We start from the raw sequence: 24,619 nt of genomic DNA, 5'->3' as shown, positions 1-24,619 counted from the left end.
ATCGATATAAAAGACAAATCCATATATAATGAAAATGATTTTCAAAATCAAATACTTGATTGATGTTGTTCTTGAGAGAGAGGAGTTGCTGCTTCAATGCTTCGCAGATTTTTTTCTTACTATCGGCCTTATCGTGGATTATTCATCCTCGACTTCGCGTGTGCAGTATTCGTTGCCTTGTTGGAGTTGGGATTTCCGCTTGCAGTGAACATGGTTGTCGATCAACTACTTCCAAGCAAGGATTGGAACATGATCGTGTGGGCGTGCATTGGACTTTTGGCTTTGTATGGTCTTAACTCCGGTATGAACTATGTCGTTACGTACTGGGGACATATGCTTGGAATTAATATCGAGACAGATATGCGGAAGAAGCTGTACGACCATATTCAAAAGCTCTCTTTCCGCTTTTTCGATAATACCAAGACAGGGCATCTGCTATCTCGCCTAACGAATGACTTGATGGAGATCGGGGAGGTCGCTCACCACGGTCCGGAAGATTTGTTTATCGCAGTGATGACGCTGATCGGTGCTTTTCTTTTGATGTTCAATATTAATGAAGAAATGGCGCTACTTACGTTCTTGGTGATTCCGATCTTGATATTCTTCGTTGTTCACTTCAACGGTAAAATGACGAGAGCGTTCCATCGTTTGTACGGCGACATGGCGGATTTCAACGCACGTGTTGAGGACAACGTAGGCGGAATGCGTGTCGTACAAGCTTTTGCCAACGAGCAATTTGAAAACAAAAGATTCGCAGAGAACAACCAGCGTTTTCGGATTACCAAGCTGTTGTCCTACAAAATCATGGCCCAAAATATTTCCGTCAGTTACGTGCTGATGCGTTTAGTCAATTTGTTTGTCCTGATTTGCGGCAGCTGGTTTGTTATTCAAGGTGCACTGACTTACGGTGAATTTGTCGCTTTCTTGCTGTTAACGAATGTATTTTTCCGTCCATTGGAGAAAATTAATGCGATTATTGAGAGCTATCCAAAAGGGATTGCTGGCTTCAAGCGCTACATCGAAATCATGGACACAGCACCGGATATTGCGGATGCTCCAGATGCGATCCAGGTAGAGTCGTTGAAGGGCGATATCTCGTACAAGAATGTTTCGTTTAGCTACGACCAAGAGTCTTCTGTTTTGCAAAACATTGATTTGAACATCCGGGCGGGCGAGACCATTGCGTTTGTAGGCCCGTCTGGAGCAGGAAAAACCACGTTGTGCAGCCTCTTGCCGAGATTTTATGAGATCGACGGGGGCAGCATCACCATTGACGGAATGGATATTCGCGATATCACGTTAGCGTCATTGCGCAGCCAAATCGGGATCGTTCAGCAAGATGTGTTCCTCTTTTCAGGGACGATTCGCGAAAATATCGTGTACGGAAAACTAAACGCTTCTGAGGAAGAAATCTGGGAGGCAGCGCGTCTGGCTAAACTAGAAGAGTTTATCCGTTCTCAGCCTGCTGGTCTGGAGACGATCATTGGTGAACGCGGAGTCAAATTGTCTGGTGGTCAAAAACAAAGACTGGCGATTGCGCGCATGTTCTTGAAAAACCCGCCGATCCTGATTTTGGATGAAGCTACCTCTGCACTCGATACCGAAACGGAGGCGGCAATCCAGCAGTCCTTGCAGGAATTGTCCAAAGGCCGTACGACATTGGTGATCGCCCACAGATTGGCTACCATTAAAAATGCAGATCGAATCATCGTTGTAACGGAACAAGGCATTACGGAGCAAGGTAGTCATGATCAGCTCTTGGCTCGTGAAGGCATCTATAGCAGATTGCATAAAGCACAGTTTGGCACGTACCTCGACCAGTCAAACAGCGTTTTTTCTTGATAATGAGTAGAGAGGTGAGATCGTGATGCAAGAATGGGATGACGATTTTATCGCACAACGGTTTGATATTTCTTCAAAACCGAGACCCAATGCCTTATTTTCGATGAAGGCAAGAGATTTGGTAGACCCGACACATATGAATGAGCTCGTACAAATCTATGCTCCGCTAATCAAGGCACATGAGCTGACTGCTGCTGGTACTTACATCAGCAGTTGGCTCACGAGCCCTTCTCTCGGTCTTTCGTACATGATTTCTGTCTGGAACCGTGCACTAACCATGACGCTGGATAATATGACGATAGAATTGTTTTACGAGGATGATTACCCGCAATTCGTCTTTGTGATCCCAGCGTATGAGATCGTAGAAGCGCCTACCAGCGAAGCAGAGCGCGCAATCTGGCTGAAGGAATGCTATCGTGCGTATTTCCAAGACTTCCTGCACCCATTGCTCACGACTCTTGCAAAGGTAACAGAAAACCCCGAAGCGATGCTCTGGGGACAGTTCCCGACCAAGTTCAATTACTATACGGATGCTTTTGTGGCGTTGGTAGAACAGGATAGCATCAAGCAACAAGTGAAGGCTGATTACGATGTCCTCTGTAATCAGCTGGAAGGCGAGAGCTTTGGATTGCAAAAAAATCCATTTCGTGTCAAAGTGCGCTGGATCGAGGATATGCGTGATCCCCAAGCGAAAGTGAGCATCAAGAATCAATGCTGTTTGTACTATAAGACGGGGGAGCAAAAGTATTGCTATACCTGTCCGCGGATAAAAGAAGAAGAGCGCGCTCTGATGAGAATTCGCGCGTAGCTGACCCTCCCTTTGTGGAGGGTTTTTTCTATACACTGTAGACGTATGGACATGTGCTAGCCTCTTCCTATAAAGTAGAGTCAGGGGTAAAGTTGGAAAAATCAGAATGATTTCCAGGAAGGCGTGGTTCGTATACAGACAATGAACCAAAAGGAACTGGATCGCTACGTTCGAGATTTTCATCAAGCGGTTGTCAATCAACAGCTTAGCCTGTATTATCAACCACTCTACGACCTGAGAACAGGCAAAATAATCGGAGCAGAAGCTCTGGTAAGATGGAACCATCAGCAAAGAGGGCTACTGCCCCCGGATTGGATATTTTTGTTAGCAGAAATGAGTGGTTTGATTCTTTTGGTAGAGGAATGGGTGATCAGAACGGCTTGCAAGCAGAACAAAGCTTGGCAGGACGCCGGACTACTACCTCTTGTGACATGCGTGAATCTGTCATCCTATACCTTGGAATCGGACCAGTTGGGTAGCAGGATTCAAGCGATCTTAGACGAAACGAACCTGCAGCCTCACTATTTGGAGCTGGAATTTACCGAGGATTCTGCCAGAGATGGGGAACGTACCATCGAGATTTTAGCAGAACTAAAAAGAATCGGGGTAAAAATCAGCTTGGATGATTTTGGGAAGGGCTATAGCAGCATTCAACATCTATCCCGCTTTGCTATGAACAAACTAAAAATCGATCAATCCTGTGTAAGGGAATGCATGAGCGATGTCACACAGGCGACCGTCATCAAAACCGTCATGGCGATGGCACGAAGTCTGGGCGTGCAAGTAACGGCAGAAGGTGTAGAGACGCAAGAGCAATTGGATTTTCTTTGGCAGCTTGGTTGTGATTCTGCTCAAGGATTTTGGTTTAGTGAGCCCATGCCTGCCGATGATTTTGCTCGTGTGTTGAAGCGTGAGGAAAGGTTTAGGAACAGTGCATTTTTACTACTCAATGGTGAACAGCACCGAGCTTTTGATACATACGAAGTGGATCAGAGTGAGCGAGGGGACGTTCTTCGCAAGCAACAAGGAATGACATTTGCTTTTCGGAAACAGGGAGATGCATTCATTCATACGCTGTGCGAAGGAGAGATGCTTTTTCGCATGGGGATGACACCGGAACAAGTGATTGGACAAGATTTGCTGAATATGATCCCGGCTGAAGAGATTCCACGCAAAATGGAATCGTATGAGCGAGCGTGGAGCGGGGAGCAAAACGTGTTTTACGAAGGCAGTGTCAATGGGATTCGCTATCTGGCTGCTTTTCGTCCGATCTTTTCCGATGGTCGTGTGAAAGAAGTCATTGCTTCTTGTGTCGACATTACTGAGCTGAAAAAAGCACAAGAAGCAGAACGTGTGAGCGAATCGCCCTATCGATTGATTGCAGAAAACTTGTCTGATATTATCGTGATCATCAATAGTCAGGGGATCATTACGTATATTTCACCATCCGTTCAATCCGTTCTGGAGATCGCTCCTGATGAAGTTGTGAATCGTCACCTACTAGCTGTCCTGCCCCTGGAAACGGGTAGGCTTGTTATGCAAACGATTCGTCAGATCACGGTGGAGAAGCAGCCTCGTCTCATTACATTTACTTGCCCGGACCGGAATGGCAAAAAGATCACGCTGGAGGCAAAAGGCACCCCGGTGATTCATGAAGAACATGAGCCGAATCAAGTCATATTTATCATTCGAAATCACACGAAGCACGTGAAAACAGAAGAGTTTTTACAAAAGATAGACAAGCTATCCGTCATTGGGCAAATGGCGGCCGGGGTTGCGCACGAAATACGAAACCCGGTAACTTCCATCAAAGGCTTCGTACAATTGCTCCGTCGAGACCAATGGAAGAGGGAATACTTTGATATTATGCAGGCTGAATTTCATCAATTAGAGAGTGTCCTGCGAGAATACGTCTTTCTATCAAGAGAATGCACAGAACCGTGCGAACCAAAAAATCTAGTGAATTTGCTGCGAGAGGTTACTCGATTGATGCAAGTAAAGCTAGAGCGTCATCATCTGGTGCTGGATGTCAAGGAAGTGGAAGGGACCACGATTTTGTGCGATCAGAATCAAATTCAGCAGCTTTTCATGAATCTTCTGTCAAACGCTGTTGACTCGATGCAAGATGGTGGGACGATTCAAATCGTGGCTTGGCGTAAAGAAAACGAGCAAGTGATGATAAGAATCATTGATCAAGGCTGCGGTATGGCGGAAGAACGGTTGAAACGATTAGGGGAGCCTTTTTATAGCACGAAAGAGAAGGGGACCGGGCTAGGACTCATGATTTGTTATAAAATCATTCAAGCACACGATGGGTATATCCATTTTTCGAGTACCCCGAATAAAGGGACGACAGTGGAGGTTTCCTTTCCACTAGAAAAATCAAACCCAAGGCTAGATCCATAACGTGATCAGGCCTTGGGTTTTTCATACTTACTCTTTCTTTGGTTGGTTATCGGAAAATTGTTCTTGAACAGCTTCCAAAAAACGCAGCCATGCCTCGGGCAGCTTGGGCTCTTCTGTAGGGCGGCGCATAGTGGAATTGCTGTCGTTTTGTTGCACTGGCTCCATTCTCCATCTATCCTTTCGTGTCTAGCCAATCATGGCGCAGGGTGAACAAGTCCCGCAGCTCTTCCGTAGATAGCTCGGTGATCCAGCTTTCGCCCGTCCCGACAATTTGCTGGCTCAACGATAGCTTTCTCTCCATCATTTCATCAATGCGTTCCTCAATTGTCCCGAGCGAGATGAATTTGTAGACGTGAACATTGCGCTGCTGTCCTATGCGATGAGCACGGTCAGTGGCCTGATTTTCTACCGCAGGATTCCACCAGCGATCTACGTGAATGACGTGGTTGGCTTCCGTCAAGTTCAAGCCGGTTCCACCCGCGCGCAAGGAAAGAATGAAGACGGCCCCGCGTTCATGATCTGGAAGTGTAGAGTCTTGAAAACGAGCGATCATCTCATCGCGTTTTTCTTTCTTCGTGGACCCATTTAGGAAGTAGACAGGTCCATAGCCTTCTCGCGTCAGCACCCGTTGGAGCAAATTGCCCATTTCGATGTATTGGGTAAATATCAGACAACGCTCTTTCTTTTGGCGAATATCCTCCACCAATTCCAGCAGCCTTTCCAATTTGTGCGAGCGACTGGCTTCATCTGCTGTTGAGATTTCATTCAAAATGAGGGCAGGGTGGTCACACAATTGTTTGAGACGTGTCAATGTCGTCAGAATCAGACCGCGCCGCTCCATAGGAGAGGCTTTTTCCATTCGATCAAACATATCTTGAATCGCTGTCTCATAAAGTGCGCCTTGCTCGGTAGTCAGCGGTACATATTCCTTGCTCTCATTCTTGTCTGGCAAGTCGAGCTGAATGTTCGGATCGGTTTTCACGCGACGGAGCAGGAAAGGCTGAATGAGTCGTTGCACCTGATTGATGAGGTGCTGGTCTTGGTCGCGTTCGATGGGATGGACAAAACGCTGGGTAAATTCCCCGAGACTTCCCAGGTAGCCAGGATTCAAGAAATCAAAAATGGACCAGAGCTCACTCAGACGATTTTCGATCGGAGTGCCTGTAAGAGCGATCCGGTGCCATGCTTTCAAATCGCGCACAGCAGATGCTTGCTTTGTATAGGCGTTTTTAATATTTTGCGCCTCGTCGAGACAAATCGTATCCCATGTAACCATTCCTAGCTCCTGCTCATCCAAATGCGACAGGGCATAGGAGGTAATCACGAGATCTGCTCCTTTGATCGCTGGCAAGAACGCCTCCTTCTTTTGACGATCATTGCCATAGTGAATCATTACTTGAAGAGAGGGGGCGAAGCGCTTCAGCTCTTTTTGCCAGTTGCCTATGACGGAGGTCGGACAGATTAATAGAGAAGGAGTACTGGCTGGGCCATGTTGTTTGACATGAAGCAGGTACGTAATAAATTGAACCGTTTTCCCCAATCCCATGTCATCGGCCAGACAAGCTCCCAACCCAAAGCGGCGTAAAAAGAACAGCCACGAACTGCCCTCCAGCTGATAATTTCGCAACGTCCCGTGAAAAGGAGATGGCTGCTCCATAATCGGGATGCGCTTCGTTTCTTGCAATTGATTCAACAGCTCTCGCAAATGTTGGTTTAGCTGAACTTCAACCGTTAGAGAAGTGTCGAAATCGAACTCATCATCGGGTAGCTCCTCAACTTCCACAGGAGGGGCGATGTGCATTCTCATGACGTCACGTAGGGACATGCCGTTTTTCGCTTGGTTTTTCTTGAGCGCTTCCTGCAGCTGCAAGAATAGATCGGGCGTCAATTGTACCCAATGCCCACGAATTTTCAGTAGACGCTGCTTTTGTTTAATGAGTTCCTCAAATTCCTCTTCGCTGAGCTCCACAGGTCCCAAGGCGAGCTTCCATTCAAAATCCATGAGCTGGGAGACACCTAGGAAGGACTGTCTGCTAGCCCCGACAGAGGTTGTAATCTTGGCTTTTAGCTTCGGTTTTACCCGGCGTACTTGTTCCCACCATGCTGGCAGAAAGACGTGAATACCGGCTTGCACCAACTGCAAACTGCTCGACGTCAAAAAGATCCATGCTTGCTCGTTCGTCAATCGGGTGAGAAAACGGCTTTGATTCTCCCGAGTGTCTTTTTGCCACGGGAGAATCTCTTTACATTTCGCTAGGTCCGTGAGAAAACGATTCCAGTGCTCACGCCAGTCAGCTGGGATGCGAGCAGTGGCTACTCCCTCAGCCGTCAACTGGTGTGGCTCAATGAGAAATAACTGATCTGGCTCTTCACGATTCTGCAAATACACTTGGAGTTGCCAGTCATTGGGATGCTCCTCGGCCTCGACGATTTGCAAGCATGTGCGAAACGGTGTCGTATCTGGCAGCCAGCCTATCGATTGCAACCATTCCTGTTCCTGAAGGTGTGGAGAAAGCTCGGCGCCCATGACGTACAGAGCCGGGTATTGCGTCAATAGCTGCTCCCACTTTCGTCCAATCTCACCAGTGCCTTGTGAGGATTCCTCCACGACGAGCGAAAGCCACTTGTGTCCGTACTCCGGAAAATCGCCGGGAGTATGCAGGGCTCTCCAGCCTATTTGTCCTTTTTTCCAAGAAGAAAAATCAGGGGCAATAGAGCCTTGTGCGAGCGTATCCCGGATCATTTTCGCTACATGCGTAAATTGTTCAAATGGCGTGCTGGATGAATAGATCCGATGCAAAAGCCACTGGGGGGAGACGAAAAAGGAGAGGGCCTTGGCAGGACTGAGCAGTACGCCTTGCTCGTTTTTGTCCAGGAAGGTTCCGTAATAGGATGACTCATCCCACGCAAACAGTGTTCCTGCCAATTCTTCTGGATCGACCACTGCTCCTTGCGTGTCTTTGCCAGTAATCAAGAATTGTCCGTCTGCCAAAAGCTCTCCGTCTAGAACCAATGTAGTGACGGTATTCATAAGTTGAAATTTCCTCTCCTTAGCTCTTCTTGAAAAGCACGTAATCGATTATGTTTGGCAGATAATTGATCCACGTATCGTTCCCAGCGCGTATCTTGGTTTGCTCTGTTGTAAATCGTCCTTACCTTTTTCATGAGTTTGATCGCTTCTTTGTAGGCCGTTCGGTTACGTTCCGCAATGAGTCTGTTCACCTCACGCAAATAAAAAGGGAAGAGCAGAGTTGGCTCGGCTTCCTCGATTTCTTTCACCTGCACGATCGAAATATCTGCCATGGGCACTTGAAACGACATTTGCAAATCAATCCATTGCTGAAACTGTCGTTCTTCATATAAATAGGCGGCATATTCGTGATAACTGCTCGGTAAGAACTGCTTCAACTTGGCGCCGCACTCGGCTGATCGTCCCACTTGCTCCATCGCTTCCTGCCAAATGGAGATAACGAGTCGGTATTGCTGTGTCTCGGCTTGACCGATTAAGGACGTCAACGCAGCAGTCCAATCGAGAAATCGCTGCCAGTCTCCATCGCGAGCGAATGATTTCATATAGGACAAGTAGAAGGAGAGGTTCAAACGGCTCATTCTTTTCCAGATTTGTAGAGCAGCTTCGTCCTCCTTTTCCATCACATGAAAGTGGGCACGGAGCAGCAGCCCTTTTTCCTTTTCGGCGGCAGAGCTGTTTTCATCGTTGATAAGCTGATCCAGCACATGGATCTCCTCTTGCATCCACTCCGGCTTCTTCAATAGCATCCACCACAACATTTGATAGGCGAATATCCAGTAGAGGGAAGTGGCTTCGTTTTCTTTCAATTCCTTTGTCAGTTGAAGTGTATCTACGATGGCATCCTGATGGTGAGTCAAGAGAGCAGGGATATCTGCGAAGTACAACGTCCCTTCTAATTGATCCAATAGCCGCTCGGCTGTCTGAACCAAATCCAGGAACCAGTATGATTGGCGGTACGTTTTGACGTATTGTGTAAGCTTCATGAGATGAAACAGATTAGCATGAATGACAAAGAGTTGTGCCCGATCCTTCGGCCACGAGGCAGCAACACTCAGCACATTTTGATAGCTCGATAATAACTCAGAGGAAGCTCGATACGATTCCATGGCCGCAAACAGGTTGCGTGTCCAGCTCTCAAAAAATGCCCACCATTCTTTGACGGAGCTGTTCGCGGTAAGCGGAGAGGAAACAGACGCTGTATCCTGCTGAGAAAGAGCGGTATGGCTATATTTATAAGCAGGAATCAGCAGATGAGGAGAAAAAGTAGCTCGTCTTGGTTGTTGGGAGCGGGTCAAAAATGTACGAGGATTCTCGAACACACTGTACATCTGAAAAAAAGTAGCCGCAATATGCTTACAAATGCGCGAATAAGGGCAGGTACAGGTACTGTTTTGAACCGTTTCCATATCGAGGCGAACATGATACACCTCGGAACCTTGAACATCACTCGTCAAATATTGGCCTTGTTCTACGCGTGTATTGAAGACGACGCCATCAGAAAAGTACGTATAGCCCCGTTCAATGATGTGTCCTTCGACGGCAATTAGGATTTGCTCGCCTACCTGTATCGCTTGTTCCCGAGTCAACTCTCTTTGCAACATGTAGTCAGATCCTCCGAACGAAGTGTCATCCCTCCATTATAACCCAAAATGCTGAGAATGGAAAAAGATGCGTGTGTTCGCAGCATCAATAAAATGGTTTGGGCCATAAGCAGAAACAATGCTTAATTTTTGTGGGGACTGGGTGTATACTGTACACGTCGAATGAAAAGCAACTAAACGCAATGTGTTTTATTGTCTTTAGTTGTATTTGTGCAACAAGAGAGAGAAGGGGAACACATGCTATCGATTTCGATTCTGCTCGTACTATCGTCTGGCCTTGCGCACGCAGTCTGGAACCTGTTCACGAAAAAAAGTGAGAACAAAATGGCGTTTCTTTGGTTGATTACATTGCCGACAACCGTGATCCTGTTGCCTGTTCTCATTTGGGAATTGATGCACGTACAACTGACATGGTCTTTGGTTCTTTTTCTGTTTATGTCCTTTTTCTTTCAAGGATGCTATACCTTATTGATTTCAAAGGCGTATACATACGGGGATATCTCGCAGGTTTACCCCATCATGAGGGGGACGGGGACGCTTCTCATTCCGTTTTTTAGCGCGATTTTCTTTCAAGAGTATTTATCTGTACCGGGATGGCTAGGGGTCATTTGCATCGTGATCGGAGTCTTCGCCATTAGTGGAATGATTGGCACAGATCGTCAGGCTCAACCAGTGAATCCGCTTGCCCTGCGATACGCTTTTGCTGTTGGACTATGCATTACAGGGTACACGTTAACCGACAAGCAAATCGTACAACAATTATCTCCATTCGCTTTATTGGAAATAACGAACTTTGCCTGTCTGATTGTCGCGGGGGGCTTTGTTTGGAAGAAGGGACTCATCCGCCGTGAGTGGCAAAAAAACTGGCGAACGATTGTACTCGGTGCCGTCCTTTCACCAGGCTCGTATTTGTTGTTTTTGTTTGCCATGACATTGGCACCACTGGCAGCTATTGCGCCCATTCGTGAGGTAAGTACGGTTTTTGGTACGCTGCTCGGGGTCTTCTTGTTAAAGGAGCGACAACGCGTATGGCGTCTGTCCATGTCTTTGATGATCACGATTGGCATTATTTCCATTGCCGTTTGGGGCTAAAGGATGATGAAGAGTCGGCTGGGAGAAATCCTGGCTGGCTATTTTTTTTGCTACCAGGGAATGATGAAGTGGTAAGAAAAAACGGCTAAGGATGATCAAAATGGATGCAAAAGCAATTGCTCCGATCACTCATAAGCGGACGAAAAAAAGAAGGATCGTAATAAGAGCTCTCGTAATCATCATTGGAGCTTTGTTGGTGGCAGTCGGACTGGAAATCTTTCTGGTCCCAAACAACATCATTGACGGCGGTGTAACCGGTGTTTCCATTATGGCCTCAAAGCTGACAGGAGGCCCACTCGGATTATTTTTATTCCTGCTGAACCTGCCCTTTTTACTTATTGGCTACAAGCAAATTGGCAAGACATTTGCCATCTCTACGCTGTTCGGTGTCGTCGTGATGTCGTTGGGAACGAGCTACCTCCATCATGTCCCTAGCTTGACGGACGATTTGCTTCTCTCGGCGGTTTTTGGTGGGATTATCATCGGAATCGGAGTGGGACTCGTCATTCGCGCGGGCGGTTCCTTGGATGGAACGGAAATTGTTGCGATCCTGATGACGAGGAAAAGTCCGTTTTCGGTCGGCGAAATGGTCATGTTTTTTAACATTTTTATTTTAGGCAGTGCCGGCTTCATTTTTGGGTGGGACCGGGCCATGTACTCGTTAATTGCTTACTACATCGCTTATAAAATGATCGATATTACCATGGTCGGACTCGAGCAATCAAGATCAGTATGGATCATCAGTGATTATCCAGTCGAAATTGGCGATGCGTTAACCGCGAGACTGGGGCGGGGGATTACCTATTTGAATGGAGAAGGTGGCTACTCCGGAGATGTCAAAAAAGTCATCTTCTGTGTCATCACCCGATTGGAAGAAGCGAAGCTGAAATCCATCGTGGAGGAAATCGATTCCTCTGCATTTTTGGCAATCGGTCATATTCATGATGTTTCTGGTGGACGGTTTAAGAAAAAGAATATTCATTAGCCAACGAGCTGAGCCCCCTTTTCCCGTAAGTTGAACGGCGAGAAGGGGGTTAAAAATGTATTGACCACGATGACAGAATTATTTTACGATTACTTTATACCAAAATACAAAATACCATTCCGTATTTTGGGACGACAAAGTGGTGATGAAAAATGGAAAAAACAGCAAACCGAAGTGTGTTGAAAACACTGGAGTTTTTAGAGTACTTCATCGACAACACTGAATTGAGTCTGGCGGAACTCGTGGAATTGTCGCAAATGCCGAAAAGCACGGTATTTCGGATCATCCAGACCCTTGAAATGCGTGGTTTCATCTCCAAAACAGCGAACCATCAACCACCCAAGTACCAATTGGGCTTGAAGCTGCTCGAATTTGGAAACATCGTGGCACAGCGATTGGAGATCAGAAAAATTGCGCTTCCGTACATGCTGCAATTACGTGATAACGTCGAGGAAGCCGTTAATTTGATTATTCGGGATCAAGATGAAGGAGTTTACATTGAAAAAGTTGATACACGTGGCTACGTGCGGGTATATACCCAGGTAGGGCGAAGGGCGCCGCTGTATGCCGGAGCGTGCCCGCGGATTTTGTTATCATTCATGCCAGATGAGGAAATTACCGCTTTCTTGAAGCGGGTTGAATGGAAGAAGATCGCTCCAGGTACCAATACAGATGAGCAACTGTTGTGGAAATGGATACACGATGCGCGTGAGAGGGGTTACACCGTGAGCTACGGTGAACTGGAACCGGATTCTGCGGCTTTGGCAGTCCCCATTCGTGATTTTACGGGACAAGTTATTGCTGGCTTGAGCTTAGCTGGCGCCACTTCACGTTTTACGGAGGAGCGATTGGGATATTTGATCCAGGAGACGAAAGCGGCGGCGAAAAGCATCATGAGCCAGCTGGGATATACGGAAGCAATCACAGGCAAATAGGAGGAGTACGACATGAAAACGATTCTTGTAACAGGTTTTGATCCTTTTGGGGGTGAGTCTGTCAATCCAGCATGGGAGTCCGTAAAAAAGCTAGGAAAGATCGAGTCTGCGCATTATCAAGTGGAATTACGTCAAATCCCTACTGTTTTTGATAAGTCGATCGAACAGCTTTATTCAGCGATTGAGGAAACCAAGCCGGACATCGTGATTTGCATTGGACAAGCAGGCGGACGTGTCGATATTGCGGTGGAGCGCGTCGCAATTAATGTGAACGATGCTCGTATTCCAGACAATGAAGGAAATCAACCCATTGACACGCCGATTCGGGAAAATGGACCTGTTGCGTACTGGTCTACCTTGCCTATCAAGGCCATCGTCCATGAATTAAGAACGCAAGGGGTACCTGCATCCGTGTCACAAACGGCCGGAACATATGTGTGCAATCATCTTTTTTATGGATTGATGCACTATCTAGCCGAAAATCACGCATCAACACGCGGGGGATTCATCCATATTCCATACTTGCCCGAGCAGGCTGCAAAGCAGGCAGAACAGCCAAGCATGGCGCTGGAAACGATTGTGAAAGGGTTGCAAATTGCGATCGAGGCAACGATTGCGCATGAGCAGGATATGGTTGTGGGTGGCGGACAAATCAGTTGATCAAGAGGGGAAACGAATGAAGAACTATGAATTTTCTCCACTTAGCGATTCGGGTGTGATTGTCAAGCTAGGGGATGTGATTGATCAAAGGACGCATGAGATTGTCGTTATGTTCACGGATTATCTTCAGGAGAATCCTTTTCCGGGAATGCTGGAGATCGTCCCCGGTTTTACCACTGTTACGGTCTATTATGATCCGATCATTCTTGCACAGCAGTCTCCCCACGACCTGATGCCTTATGAGAGTGTTCTCGCAATCCTTGACCAAATGTTCCAAACGCTCACTGTCACATGCAAGGCAGAGTCTAGGCTTGTTGAGATTCCGGTTTGCTATGGCGGAAGCTTTGGACCAGATTTGGACATCGTCGCGCAACAGAACAGTCTCACACGAGAGGAAGTCATTGCGATTCATTCCTCTGCCGAATATTTGGTCTATATGATCGGATTTGCTCCCGGTTTTCCGTATCTCGGTGGAATGGATGAACGGTTGGCGACCCCACGTCGCTCCTCACCGCGCCTCTCGATTCCGAAAGGCAGCGTAGGAATTGGCGGATCGCAAACGGGTATATACTCAGTCGAGACACCAGGCGGATGGCAAATTATCGGAAGAACACCACTCAGCTTATTTCAACCAAACGAGAGTCAGCCGAGTCTTTTGCGTGCTGGAGACAAAGTTCGTTTTCATCCAATCTCCGAGCAGGAGTATGAGGCTGGGAAGAAGGTGTTTCCATGAGCATAGAGGTTGTTTCGCCAGGGCTTTGTACAACCGTGCAAGATAGGGGCAGGTACGGGTATCAACGACACGGAGTCAATGTAGGTGGTGCGATGGACACGCTCGCCTTACAGATGGCTAATATGCTGGTCGGCAATCATCGCGATGAGGCAGTACTAGAGTTGACCATGAAGGGACCGACACTCTTGTTTCAAAAGGACATGCTGGTTGCGATCTGTGGTGGCGATCTCAGTCCGACTATCAACAAGAATCCAATCAAGTCCAATCGAGCGGTCTGGGTAAAGAGTGGAAGCATGTTGCAGTTTGGCCACGCGAAACAAGGCTGTCGTGCCTATCTCGCCGTTGCTGGTGGATGGGATGTGCCGATCGTGATGGGAAGTCGCAGCACGAATCTGCGAGCGGGATTCGGGGGATTGGCAGGTAGAATGCTGCAAGCAGGTGATAGACTCGAACACAACCCACAAAGCTCGTTCAGTTTGTATCTCGCAAAGCAATTGGAACAAAAAGCACGAGGCGCTGCTTTTTCCAATACGAATTGGTTTATTCCTTTCGGTTACGTGACAAAAAGTCGGGAAGCGATAGTCCGGGTCATTCGTGGCGATCAGTTCGATGATTTTACATCAGAAAGCCGTCAAAGCTTTTTCGAACAGGCTTTTCAAGTATCTCCTCAATCAGATCGGATGGGGTATCGCTTGACGGGACCGACTCTTGCCCTCACATCTCCACTTGAGCTGATTTCTGCTGCTGTTACGATGGGAACAATTCAGGTTCCCCCAGACGGTCAGCCGATCATCCTGATGGCAGACAGACAAACAATCGGCGGATATCCCAAGATCGGTTATGTGGCGACTGTCGATTTGCCGATCATCGCTCAGTTGCGACCGGGAGAAACGATGCGTTTTCAGGAAATTTCTCTACATGATGCGCAGCGGGCGCTGTACGAACGAGAACGAACCATGAATGAGATCAAGTTGGGAATGGAACTGACTGTAGGGAGGAGGTAAAACATGAAGAGCGTAGATCTAAACTGTGATATGGGAGAGAGCTTTGGCGCTTACCGGATTGGAAATGACCAAGCCATCCTTCGCTATGTCAGCTCGGCAAATGTCGCTTGTGGTTTCCATGCTGGTGACCCAGGAACGATGAGGAAAACGGTGCAAATGGCTTTGGAGGCAGGTGTGGCAATCGGTGCCCATCCCGGATTCGCCGATTTGGTCGGCTTCGGTCGCCGCAACATGGAGATTTCCCCTGAAGAGGCGTACGATTTAGTCGTGTACCAAATCGGCGCCCTGCAAGCGTTTGTACGGGCAGAAGGGGGCGTCATGCATCATGTGAAGCCTCATGGAGCCTTGTACAATATGGCAGCCACAAGACCCGCTCTGGCCGAGTCTATCGCATTGGCCATCTACAAAGTAAATCCGGAACTGGTGTTGTATGGCTTGGCGGGAAGTGAGTTGACACGTGCAGGGGAAAAAATCGGTCTTGCTACGGCGCACGAAGTGTTTGCCGACCGTACGTATCAGCAGGATGGTACGCTGACACCGCGCAGTCAGCTGAATGCGATGATTACGGACCAACAGCAATCCCAACAGCAAGTCATTCGTATGGTAAGCGAGGGACTCGTCCTGACCCAGAAAGGCGTGGATATCCCGATTCAGGCAGATTCGATTTGTATTCACGGCGACGGTGCTCATGCGTTGGAATTCGCGCAGAGCATCCGAGAAGCTTTGGCAGGAGCAGGCATTACAATCGCAGCACGATTTGCTCGATAGACATCTATCGGGCTTTTTCTGTTTCCGCCCCAGGAGTCTGGTATCGTGCGGTACTTCGTTTTTTTCCCCAGAGGAGGAAGAGCAAGAACAACAGCGGAATATAGCCATAAATGAAAACGAGACTAACTTTCCCATAAAAATCGAGTGCCAAGAGCAAAGGAGTGGTACCTTCGAGCAGATAGGAACCCATTGCCAATGATACTAGGATAAGCAAAAGGGCCCGGATTTGACTGATGCCAAATATCTGTTTCATTCCTCGGGTAACCCCCCATAGATTGAGACAAATGTTTGGCAAAATCACGAAGAGCCAAAGAGATATCACAATGAACTCCAATCGCTGCAAAATCGGAATTTCTACGATTTTGAGCATGGTCAAGGTCGGCCAAATAATCTTATCCAGTTCACCATGGCTAAACATGAGGAATGTCACGATAGCGACGGCTACATACAGGAGCGTGCTGAAAAGAACGCCAGCGTGGGCCCATTTTTGCGAGTGAGCTGCTCGTTTGATAAATGGGTAGTAGAAGAACAGTAATTCAAAGCCCATATAATTGATGACAGCGTCTTTGGCAGACGCGAATAAGGAGGGGAGGTTATGCGAAAACATCGGGAACAAGTTATTCGGGTGAGCGTACTCGAATGGGAATAAAAACAAAGGAAGCATCAAAATCGCCGGAATCACCACACCGAAAAAGCAGACGCCCGTAACCGTGCGAAAACCACCAGCGACAATGTACAGAATGAGGACCAAGATAATCAGCGTCGTGCTCCAGGTATGCATGAGAGGGAAAATAAATTGCTTCACAATACTGACGTAAGAACGCAAGATGAGAAAAGCAGCCATCCAGACGTAGATCAATACGACTAAGCTCATCAACTTGCCTAGCCATTTTCCAAAGCAGAGCTCGTGAAGGGAGAACAAATCATGGCTGCCCGCATTCAACATGGAATAGAGCATCCAAACAATGAGATGGATGCTTGCTCCGGCAAGTAGAAGGGAGATCCAGGCATCGTATCCGGCATGGGCTACGATTGTCCGTTGAAACCCTAGTATCCCGACCCCCACGATATTGGCATGCACGAGAAAGAATACAAAAAAAGGTGAAACCATAGCGCTTTCCCGAATGGAAGTACTCACCTGATCCCTCCTGGTTATTCATTACTCACCTGTTTGCTCCAGCTTAACCGAAGCTGTCACTGCGATTTTCATCTCTGGATAAATCTTTTTGAAGTGCGAGTAGTTCCACGAAGCGCTTCGACTACGAACCAAATCACCAAATCCAACCGGGTCAACTTCAAGCTTCTGTAAATGCTTCACAAAGCTCGTCGCCTCCTTTTGCAGGTACCAGGAAAGTTCTTTTTCCATTTGATCTAGGACTTGTGGATTGGATAATTGCAGCCACTTCGAATAATCTTTGATTTGCCCATTTACCGTGAGCTTTACCATAATACTTGGGACAGGCTCTGACGTCTTGATAGCGAATGCGGCATGGGAATGAAGATTTTTCAACAGTCCGGATTCTTTTCGATTGTTTATCGTCACTTCAAATGGAATTTGACCACTCTTGGCTTTTTCGACCATGATTTTTAACAAAAAGCTCTCTTTCGAATCGATGCGATGCACGAATTTGTCATCGCGAAAAAGCGCGAGACCATCCAGCTTCACTCTGTCATTATGCATCACGAAATAGGGAAGGTAAGGATCACGGCCCTCGCCGTATAAATTGAACAAGAAAATATGCAGGTTGGTCTTGGGCAAATTCAGCGTTTTGATGTTTTGAGCGACACTATCAGAGATGAAAAAAGGGACTTGCATATGACGGATGCCCTTCAAAATCGTCAATGCCTTTGGTTCCGCCACACCGAGTTGAAGGCGAAAACCAATAGAGGGATCGCGGCAAAGTGTATGTACCAGCGTTTCCACTCCGTTTTCAGCATATTTTGTCCCGACAATGACGGAGCGCAATTGTCCTAGCTCTACTTGAGAAGGCGTGATGGCATTAAAATCAGGGAGGATCGTAAATAAATTCGAGCTTTTTGTTTCCAGCAGCTCTACCTGTGTCTTTTCCTTTCCGTACACGTGAGTGATGGCCGCACCTTTAATCTTTTGATCTTCGATATCGAGCCCCAGTGAATGAATTAGTTGTACTTCGCTGACGATTCGAGTCGAAGAGCAGCCAGCCACGATCCATATCAATAACACCAGTATCCATTTCCTCTTTGCAATCATGGTTTCCTCGATGGCTCCTTCATCTATTCATCAATGTCTCTTTTCTGAGTGGCCTTGTCAGGATCGTATCTCCACTGTGAGATGACGCGCATAACAGCAGACCTTCTGGCCGTTCTGCTGTAGGAAGAGCGAATAAAGCTGTCCGCGAAACTACGTCTGCGAAAAGGGAAAAGCGGAGCCAGGTAAGGTGTTCCTAACGATTTAAGCTGAAGAAGATGAGTCAGCATGAACATGAGACCGATGGCAATCCCAAGCCCGCCCCAAATTCCAGACAAAATAATGAGCGGGAAGCGCAGGAAACGGATCGTATTTGACATTTTGTAAATGGGGGTGGTGAAAGAGGCGAGCGCCGACAGAGCAACGATGATCAGCAATATATTACTGGTCAAGGCTGCTTCTACAGATGCTTGACCAATGACGATTCCACCTACGATTCCAAGAGTCTGCCCGACCTTTGTCGGGAGCCGGGCACCTGCTTCTCGCAAGAACTCGATCGTCAGCTCCAAGAAAAGCACCTCTAAAACGGGGGGAAACGGGACGTATTTCCTCGATAAAATAATCGGAGCAAGCATGTCTTGTGGAATCATTTCCAAATGGAAAGTGAGAACCGCCGTATAGGCAGGTGTCATCAAAATAGAAAAAAGAACACCAAAAATGCGAATCAACCGAAACAGGGACGATAAGATCCACGGTAAATAATAATCCTCGGGAGAAATGAAGAAATCAAAAATAGTAGTTGGACCTGTAATGACATACGGAGATGCATCGGAAATAATCACGATTTGTCCGAGAGTTAACGCATAGATGACCCGGTCAATCCTTTCTGTAGACAGAAACAATGGGAAAGGAGTATTCGAATTATCACTCATGATTTGATCGAGCTGTGATGAATCAAAAATAATATCGAAGTCGATCGTCTGTAGTCTTTGCTCAACGGTTTCAATGTGCTGAGGATTCGTAATACCAGACAAATAGACAACGGCGATGCGCGTATGAGAGAGCGTCCCTAAGGTTAACTCTCGAATGATTAATTTGGGTGTGCTGATTTGTTGACGGATGAGATGCAGGTTGATATCAATGTTTTCAACAAAGCCTACCTTTGGTCCAACGACACTAAACTCGTTTTCCGTGTCATTGTCAGTTCGCAGTCCTTCGGTCGGATTGGACAGATTGATGAGGGCGAAGAACTGTAGATTGTCTTTCGATTGGATGGCAGCGTAACCCGTCATGATTTTGGAGACGACTGTCTGTATGTCGTCTGTATAAACAATATCCTCCACATAGATAAAGCGGGAAAAGTGGCGCAGGTCCGTGATCCATTCATTTGCATCCATACGTTCTTGAAGGGGGCGCAAGAGATTTTTTTGCAGTAGCTCTGTTTTTATTAAGGTTTGATAGTACGAAATAATAAAAGGACATTCCTCGTTCAGCAGGGGATAATACTTAAAATCATTCGAGTCTTGTGCGATGGAAAGAAACTCATTCCATTCCGTTATCATGTCGGTTTCGCTCCATAAGCTGTTGATCATTTGTGTTTTACTATGTCCGGTTTGCAGTGGAATTATCATCTAGGAAATAGAATGATTTCCTATTGGGAGGGGAACAATCAAACAAAGAACGAAGCGTGAAGAGAAATTGAAATTGAGGGGTTCATATGCTGGAAGTTAATTGTGATACATCATCGCTGAAGGCTGAATTGCTGCAAGAGCTGAGGGGAATATCCGTTACGTTGGATGAGAGCATACATGCGTTAAAAGATGAAAACGAATGTGTGCTCGGGACGTTTGATCAAATACGGACGAAGTTTAGCCGACTCGAAACAGTAGCAGCCTCCTTTTATTTACAATGCTATCTCTCACCCTATACGGAAAAATATCTGGATTTATCCAAGGCTGTGCAGCACTTGGCCAAAAGGCGCCAAGGAGCATTGATTGTCGTTGAGCGTGAGGACCCGCTTGATCTGCTGTTGCAAGCAGGCATACCGATTGGGGCCACGATGAGCCATTCCTTGCTGGAATCGATCTTTTATCCTGGCAGCCCTTTGCATGATGGGGCCGTCCTGATTCGGGAAAATCATATCGTTTCCGCAGCCAATGTACTGCCATTGTCACAGGTTGTGGTCGGGGAAAAAAAACTGGGAACCAGACATCGTGCTGCTTTGGGCTTGAGTGAGAAAAGCGATGCGCTGATCGTTGTGGTCTCTGAGGAAACAGGGAAAGCGTCCTTTGCCATGCAGGGACACTTGTATCCGATTATTTCCCCTTCATGAAAGCGCTCCGCGAAAATCCGTTGTATCCGAGAAAAAAAGAGGCTGGATTTGTCATGGTGATGACACAAATCCAGCCTCTCGCTATGCCTTTCTCACGTTAGATTCAAGCCCAATTTCCGTTGCGGAAGAGTGGTTCACGCTTGCCGTCAGCTGTTTCTCCATCAATGTTCATCTCGGCGGAACCAATCATGAAATCGACGTGAGTGAGGCTGATATTGATACCGCGGCTAGCTAGTTCTTCATTGCTCATGTCAGCGCCACCTTCAATATTCACACTATAAGCGTTACCGATCGCCAAGTGGTTGGACGCATTCTCATCAAAGAGGGTGTTATAGAAAATGATATCTGATTGTGAGATAGGGGACAGATGAGGAACCAATGCCACTTCCCCCAAATAATGCGAGCCTTCATCTGTTTCAATTAATTGCTTTAGGGATTCTTCTCCCTTTTCAGCAGTTGCCGAGACAATTCTTCCTTTTTCAAAAGTCAGCGTAAAATTCTCGATCAAATTCCCATGATAGCTCAAAGGCTTGGTGCTGCGAACGGTTCCGTTGACGCCTTCTTTTAATGGCGCGGTGAATACTTCTTCTGTCGGCATATTGGCCATGAAGGAGGCACCGTCTTTATTTACGCTTCCGCCGCCAATCCAAATGTGATTGGAAGGAAGCTCAATCGTCAGGCTGGTACCAGGAGCTTCGTAATGAAGGTAGCGGTACTGTTTGGCATTGAGCTGATCCACCTTGCTGTTCAGTGTCGCATGATGGTCATGCCAAGCTTGGACAGGGTCATCCATATCTGCGCGAGTGGCGCGGAAGATCGCATCCCACAGGGCAAGCTCCTGTTCCTCTTGTGGCAAATGCGGGAAGACCATAGCGGCCCATGCAGGTGATGGAACTGCAAGCACGCACCAGCTCACTTTATCGGACATGGTATAGCTGCGGAATTTATGGAGAGCTTGACCAGCTGTTTTGTTGGCAGTAGAAATGCGGTCAAGACTTACACCCTTCAGCAAATCGGGATTCGCTGCAGAAATGTAAAGAAATGCCGCGCCATTTTCCGCCATTTCCTCTAATCCCTGTACCTTCCATTGCGGGTATTCACGAAACGCTTCTTCAGGAGCCAAATCATATTTCATCCGTGTGAGTTCATCGTCGGTCCACTCAATATGTACGTGCTTGGCACCCGCTTCATACGCTTTTTTGGCTACCTTTCTCACAAAAGGAGCAGTAGATAGCGGAGCTGTTACTACTAACGTTTGCATAGGTTGTACGTTCACGCCGACTTTTACAGCGAGATCAGCGTAACGGTCAAACAAGGACTCAAAAGACATGGTTCATTTCCTCCTTTTAAGAACAAAAGGCTTACTTGCACTCTATCTATTTTACCTTCCCCTCCGAAATCACCTGCTTATGATTTGAAAGAATTTCCTAGGAAAGCGCAGAAAAAGACAGATTACGGCCTAATTCGAGCAAGTTATCCACTTGTTTATTTTGGTTAATTGTAGGAAAATTCAAATGAAAAGGCAATTTTATTACATAAAAAATATTTTATTGACCGAACTAAAGGAGGCAGTCAGAGTGAAGACAAGACAGACACGTGATCAAGTCGCTGTCGATTATACGTGGAACCTGAACGATCTGTTTGAGAGCCAGGAAGCGTGGGAGCAAGAATTAGTAGAAATTATACAGCATCTGCCTGTCGTCACTGCATTCAAAGGTCAGCTGCATACGAGTGGAGAGACGTTGTTGGCATGTTTGGAGGCAAACGAGGCGATCAATGTTCGGGCGAATATCGCAGCGACGTATGCCAGACTGCGGTCGTCTGAAGACGGGACGAATCCACAAAACCAAGCGAACTCTGCACGGGTAGGGGATGTATTGTCCCAGCTGAACGCTGCGCTTTCTTTTATACCTTCCGAGATTTTGGCTTTGCCTGAAGGAAAAATCGAGAGCTTCTTGAAGGTAGAACCAGGACTCGAAATTTTCCGCAAAAGCTTGAATGATTTGCTGGAAACAAAGCCGTACCGACTGTCTGCCGAGACGGAAGAAGCGTTTGCGGCGATGGGCGAGGTTTTCTCGGCACCATACAACATATATGCACGCGGAAAGCTTTCGGACATGTCATTTGCACCCGTCCATGATGGCGAGGGAAATGAACGTCCAGTATCCTTCGCGCTATTTGAGACCGATTATGAAATGTCGTCCGATACAGCGCTGCGCCGTGCTTCGTACGAATCTTTCTCGAAGACACTCGCTTCATACCAAAACTCCTTCGCTGCGGTATACGCGACAGAGGTGAAAAAACAAACCGTCATGTCTCGTCTGCGTGGCTATGAGACCGTAACGGACATGCTGCTTAAGCCACAGCAAGTTACACTGGATATGTACCACAACATCCTGGATATCATCGGGAATGAACTCGCTCCGCACATGCGACGCTATGCGAAGCTCAAAGCAAAAGAGCTCGGCCTCGAAAAACTTGCCTTTTGCGATTTGAAGGCACCGCTTGATCCAGAATTCAGCCCGCCGATTACGATTGAAGAAGCTGGGCAAAAGATATTGGCATCCTTGCAAGTGATGGGACCAGAGTACACAGCGATTATGGAAAAAGCACTGAATGAACGCTGGATCGACTATGTAGACAACGTGGGCAAATCGACAGGTGCTTTCTGCTCAACGACATACAGCAAGCACTCTTACATTCTCATTACGTGGTCAGGAAATATGCGTAGTGCTTTCACGCTGGCTCATGAGCTGGGGCATTGCGGACATTTTATGCTGGCGACAAGGGAGCAAAGCTTTACGAACTCTCGTCCATCGCTGTACTTTATCGAAGCGCCTTCTACACTCAATGAGCTCTTGCTCGCGCAGCACATCGTGGAGCAATCCGACGATCCTCGTCTGAAGCGTTGGGTCATTTTGCAATTGATGAACACGTATTACCACAACTTTGTCACGCATCTGCTAGAAGCGAGAATGCAACGAAAAGTGTACGAAGCAGCGCAAAAAGACGTGCCATTGACTGCCAAACAGCTCTCCGAATGGAAAGGGCAAGTGCTCGCAGACTTCTGGGGTGATGCCGTTGATCTGGACGCTGCCGCGAGTCTTACATGGATGCGCCAACCGCATTATTACATGGGGCTGTATCCGTACACTTACGCAGCTGGTTTGACCGCTTCTACAGCAATGGCAGCGAGCATCAAGCAAGAGGGACAGCCTGCCGTTGATCGTTGGATCGAGGTGCTTAAAGCCGGGGGAACACTAACGCCGCTGGAGCTAATGAAAAAAGCTGGCGTGGATATGGCAGATCCGCAGCCAATCCGCGAGGCTGTCGCATATGTCGGCAGTCTGGTTGACGAGCTGGAAAGACTGTTTTAACCTGATAAAAGAAGAAAAGGCTTGTGATCGAGAGGAATCACAAGCCTTTTGATTTGATCAAGCAAGAAGGAGTAGTCATCATGACCGAATTTACGCAGCGCGCACTAAAAATCATTGCCGGGATTCCAGCGGGCCATGTCATGACGTATGGGCAAATTGCTGCGTTGTCCGGGAGTCCGAGAGCTGCCAGACAAATCGTTCGCATCCTTCATTCCATGTCCCAAAAGCACAAGCTTCCTTGGCATCGGGTCATCAACGCCCAAGGAAAGATCGGATTGCAAGATTTGGATTCGTTCACGCTGCAAAAAATGGCGTTGGAAAGTGAAGGGATAGTCGTGTCAGCAGCAGGAGAAATAGAGTTGGAGTGTTATCAGTTTCACCCACATGTAGTGGATGAGCCGGTATTCTAGTATCCTACCTCTACGGAAGCAATGACGATATAGGCAAGGTCGTTCTTGTCCTCTTTTTCAGCGATCACGACGCCACTGCTCGTCAGCATGCCGCCATCGACGATTTCGAAGGAGACTTCCCCGTAAGGCAGTGCTTTACGAACCGTTTCCAAGTCGAGCTTGTCCTTGTCAGCAGGAACGGCCAGTCTCACATTTACTTTCATGTTATGGATATCGTTTCCTGGCAGGACAGAACGCAGTCCAGGCATCGAATTATGATGGATGGCATTTTGAACAGCGCGGACTGCGGCTTTGGTGACGTTTTGTCCATGCATGTCGATACCCATTCCTATTTCAATAAACATTACTTTTTCCATTGGCTTGTTCACTCCTGTTTCATTCTACTTTTCTACCATCCTTATCTTACCACGAAAAGGAATGGTTTTTTCTCTCATCTGTATTGTGTTTATCGTCAAGACATGTCATCAT

The 24,619-nt window shown here is 47.2% G+C and carries 21 protein-coding genes; 13 read left to right on the top strand and 8 right to left on the bottom strand.

Features of this window, described 5'->3' with window-relative positions; translation table 11 throughout:
* Positions 1-96 precede the first annotated feature (96 nt).
* From HP399_RS17485 to HP399_RS17475, 3 genes are all read left to right on the top strand, one after another.
* Positions 97-1,842: an ABC transporter ATP-binding protein gene (locus tag HP399_RS17485; RefSeq protein ID WP_173617802.1), complete on the top strand. Its 1,746-nt coding sequence runs from the start codon at positions 97-99 to the stop codon at positions 1,840-1,842.
* A gap of 25 nt (positions 1,843-1,867) precedes the next feature.
* Positions 1,868-2,650: a Fe-S oxidoreductase gene (locus HP399_RS17480; RefSeq protein ID WP_173617997.1), complete on the top strand. Its 783-nt coding sequence runs from the start codon at positions 1,868-1,870 to the stop codon at positions 2,648-2,650.
* A 123-nt stretch (positions 2,651-2,773) separates the two neighbouring features.
* Positions 2,774-5,056: an EAL domain-containing protein gene (locus HP399_RS17475; RefSeq protein WP_228088278.1), complete on the top strand. Its 2,283-nt coding sequence runs from the start codon at positions 2,774-2,776 to the stop codon at positions 5,054-5,056.
* Between the two features lie 27 nt (positions 5,057-5,083).
* On the opposite strand, the gene HP399_RS17470 is transcribed toward HP399_RS17475, so the two are convergent.
* From HP399_RS17470 to HP399_RS17460, 3 genes are read right to left on the bottom strand one after another with little or no spacing between them, the layout of a single operon-like run.
* Entirely contained in the window at positions 5,084-5,221 is a 138-nt protein-coding gene (locus HP399_RS17470) for a hypothetical protein (protein ID WP_007720983.1), read from the bottom strand.
* A gap of 7 nt (positions 5,222-5,228) precedes the next feature.
* Positions 5,229-8,087, bottom strand: a complete 2,859-nt coding sequence (locus HP399_RS17465) for a DEAD/DEAH box helicase (protein ID WP_173617801.1) — start codon at positions 8,085-8,087, stop codon at positions 5,229-5,231.
* A complete protein-coding gene (locus HP399_RS17460; RefSeq protein WP_173617800.1) occupies positions 8,084-9,688 on the bottom strand; it encodes an SWIM zinc finger family protein in 1,605 nt (534 codons plus the stop codon). Before HP399_RS17460 ends, HP399_RS17465 begins: the two co-directional genes overlap by 4 nt.
* Positions 9,689-9,925: 237 nt before the next feature.
* On the opposite strand from HP399_RS17460, the gene HP399_RS17455 reads away from it, so the two are divergent.
* The 7 genes from HP399_RS17455 to HP399_RS17425 all read left to right on the top strand — a co-directional run bounded on the left by HP399_RS17455 (position 9,926) and on the right by HP399_RS17425 (position 15,865).
* Complete coding sequence (locus tag HP399_RS17455; protein ID WP_173617799.1) at positions 9,926-10,780, top strand: DMT family transporter; 855 nt, start codon at positions 9,926-9,928, stop codon at positions 10,778-10,780.
* A 100-nt stretch (positions 10,781-10,880) separates the two neighbouring features.
* Complete coding sequence (locus HP399_RS17450) at positions 10,881-11,765, top strand: YitT family protein (RefSeq protein ID WP_173617798.1); 885 nt, start codon at positions 10,881-10,883, stop codon at positions 11,763-11,765.
* 152 nt (positions 11,766-11,917) lie between these two features.
* Positions 11,918-12,700 carry an IclR family transcriptional regulator gene (locus HP399_RS17445; protein WP_173617797.1) on the top strand — a complete coding sequence of 261 codons (783 nt, stop codon included), beginning with the start codon at positions 11,918-11,920 and terminating at the stop codon, positions 12,698-12,700.
* Between the two features lie 12 nt (positions 12,701-12,712).
* Positions 12,713-13,360 carry a pyroglutamyl-peptidase I gene (gene pcp, locus HP399_RS17440; protein WP_173617796.1) on the top strand — a complete coding sequence of 216 codons (648 nt, stop codon included), beginning with the start codon at positions 12,713-12,715 and terminating at the stop codon, positions 13,358-13,360.
* A gap of 16 nt (positions 13,361-13,376) precedes the next feature.
* Positions 13,377-14,093: a 5-oxoprolinase subunit PxpB gene (gene pxpB, locus HP399_RS17435; RefSeq protein WP_173617795.1), complete on the top strand. Its 717-nt coding sequence runs from the start codon at positions 13,377-13,379 to the stop codon at positions 14,091-14,093.
* Positions 14,090-15,097 carry a 5-oxoprolinase subunit C family protein gene (locus tag HP399_RS17430; protein WP_173617794.1) on the top strand — a complete coding sequence of 336 codons (1,008 nt, stop codon included), beginning with the start codon at positions 14,090-14,092 and terminating at the stop codon, positions 15,095-15,097. Before pxpB ends, HP399_RS17430 begins: the two co-directional genes overlap by 4 nt.
* A 3-nt stretch (positions 15,098-15,100) precedes the next feature.
* On the top strand, positions 15,101-15,865 hold the full coding sequence (locus tag HP399_RS17425; protein ID WP_173617793.1) for a LamB/YcsF family protein: 765 nt from the start codon (positions 15,101-15,103) through the stop codon (positions 15,863-15,865).
* A gap of 4 nt (positions 15,866-15,869) precedes the next feature.
* Here the strand turns inward: HP399_RS17425 and HP399_RS17420 are convergent, their stop codons facing one another.
* From HP399_RS17420 to HP399_RS17410, 3 genes are read right to left on the bottom strand one after another with little or no spacing between them, the layout of a single operon-like run.
* Positions 15,870-17,003 carry a GerAB/ArcD/ProY family transporter gene (locus tag HP399_RS17420; protein WP_173617792.1) on the bottom strand — a complete coding sequence of 378 codons (1,134 nt, stop codon included), beginning with the start codon at positions 17,001-17,003 and terminating at the stop codon, positions 15,870-15,872.
* A gap of 21 nt (positions 17,004-17,024) precedes the next feature.
* Entirely contained in the window at positions 17,025-18,068 is a 1,044-nt protein-coding gene (locus HP399_RS17415) for a Ger(x)C family spore germination protein (protein ID WP_255653616.1), read from the bottom strand.
* 50 nt (positions 18,069-18,118) lie between these two features.
* Complete coding sequence (locus tag HP399_RS17410; protein WP_173617790.1) at positions 18,119-19,594, bottom strand: spore germination protein; 1,476 nt, start codon at positions 19,592-19,594, stop codon at positions 18,119-18,121.
* Positions 19,595-19,749: 155 nt separating this feature from the next.
* On the opposite strand from HP399_RS17410, the gene cdaS reads away from it, so the two are divergent.
* Entirely contained in the window at positions 19,750-20,364 is a 615-nt protein-coding gene (gene cdaS, locus HP399_RS17405) for a sporulation-specific diadenylate cyclase CdaS (protein ID WP_173617789.1), read from the top strand.
* Between the two features lie 103 nt (positions 20,365-20,467).
* On the opposite strand, the gene HP399_RS17400 is transcribed toward cdaS, so the two are convergent.
* A complete protein-coding gene (locus HP399_RS17400; RefSeq protein ID WP_173617788.1) occupies positions 20,468-21,694 on the bottom strand; it encodes an aminopeptidase in 1,227 nt (408 codons plus the stop codon).
* Between the two features lie 247 nt (positions 21,695-21,941).
* Here HP399_RS17400 and pepF point away from each other — a divergent pair, with 247 nt between their 5' ends.
* Both pepF and HP399_RS17390 read left to right on the top strand, forming a co-directional pair.
* Entirely contained in the window at positions 21,942-23,741 is a 1,800-nt protein-coding gene (gene pepF, locus HP399_RS17395; protein ID WP_173617787.1) for an oligoendopeptidase F, read from the top strand.
* 80 nt (positions 23,742-23,821) lie between these two features.
* The gene (locus HP399_RS17390) at positions 23,822-24,151 is read left to right on the top strand and encodes an MGMT family protein (RefSeq protein WP_173617995.1); all 330 of its coding nucleotides are present in this window, start codon (positions 23,822-23,824) and stop codon (positions 24,149-24,151) included.
* On the opposite strand, the gene HP399_RS17385 is transcribed toward HP399_RS17390, so the two are convergent.
* Positions 24,148-24,507, bottom strand: coding sequence for a Lin0512 family protein (locus tag HP399_RS17385; RefSeq protein ID WP_048032795.1), 360 nt, complete (start codon positions 24,505-24,507; stop codon positions 24,148-24,150). The genes HP399_RS17390 and HP399_RS17385 overlap by 4 nt on opposite strands.
* Positions 24,508-24,619 lie beyond the last annotated feature (112 nt).

Origin of the sequence: Brevibacillus sp. DP1.3A, from assembly GCF_013284245.2 — a bacterium.
Taxonomy (GTDB): Bacteria; Bacillota; Bacilli; order Brevibacillales; family Brevibacillaceae; genus Brevibacillus.
Note: the sequence above shows the minus strand (reverse complement) of the source record. Positions and strands in the feature narration are given on the sequence as shown.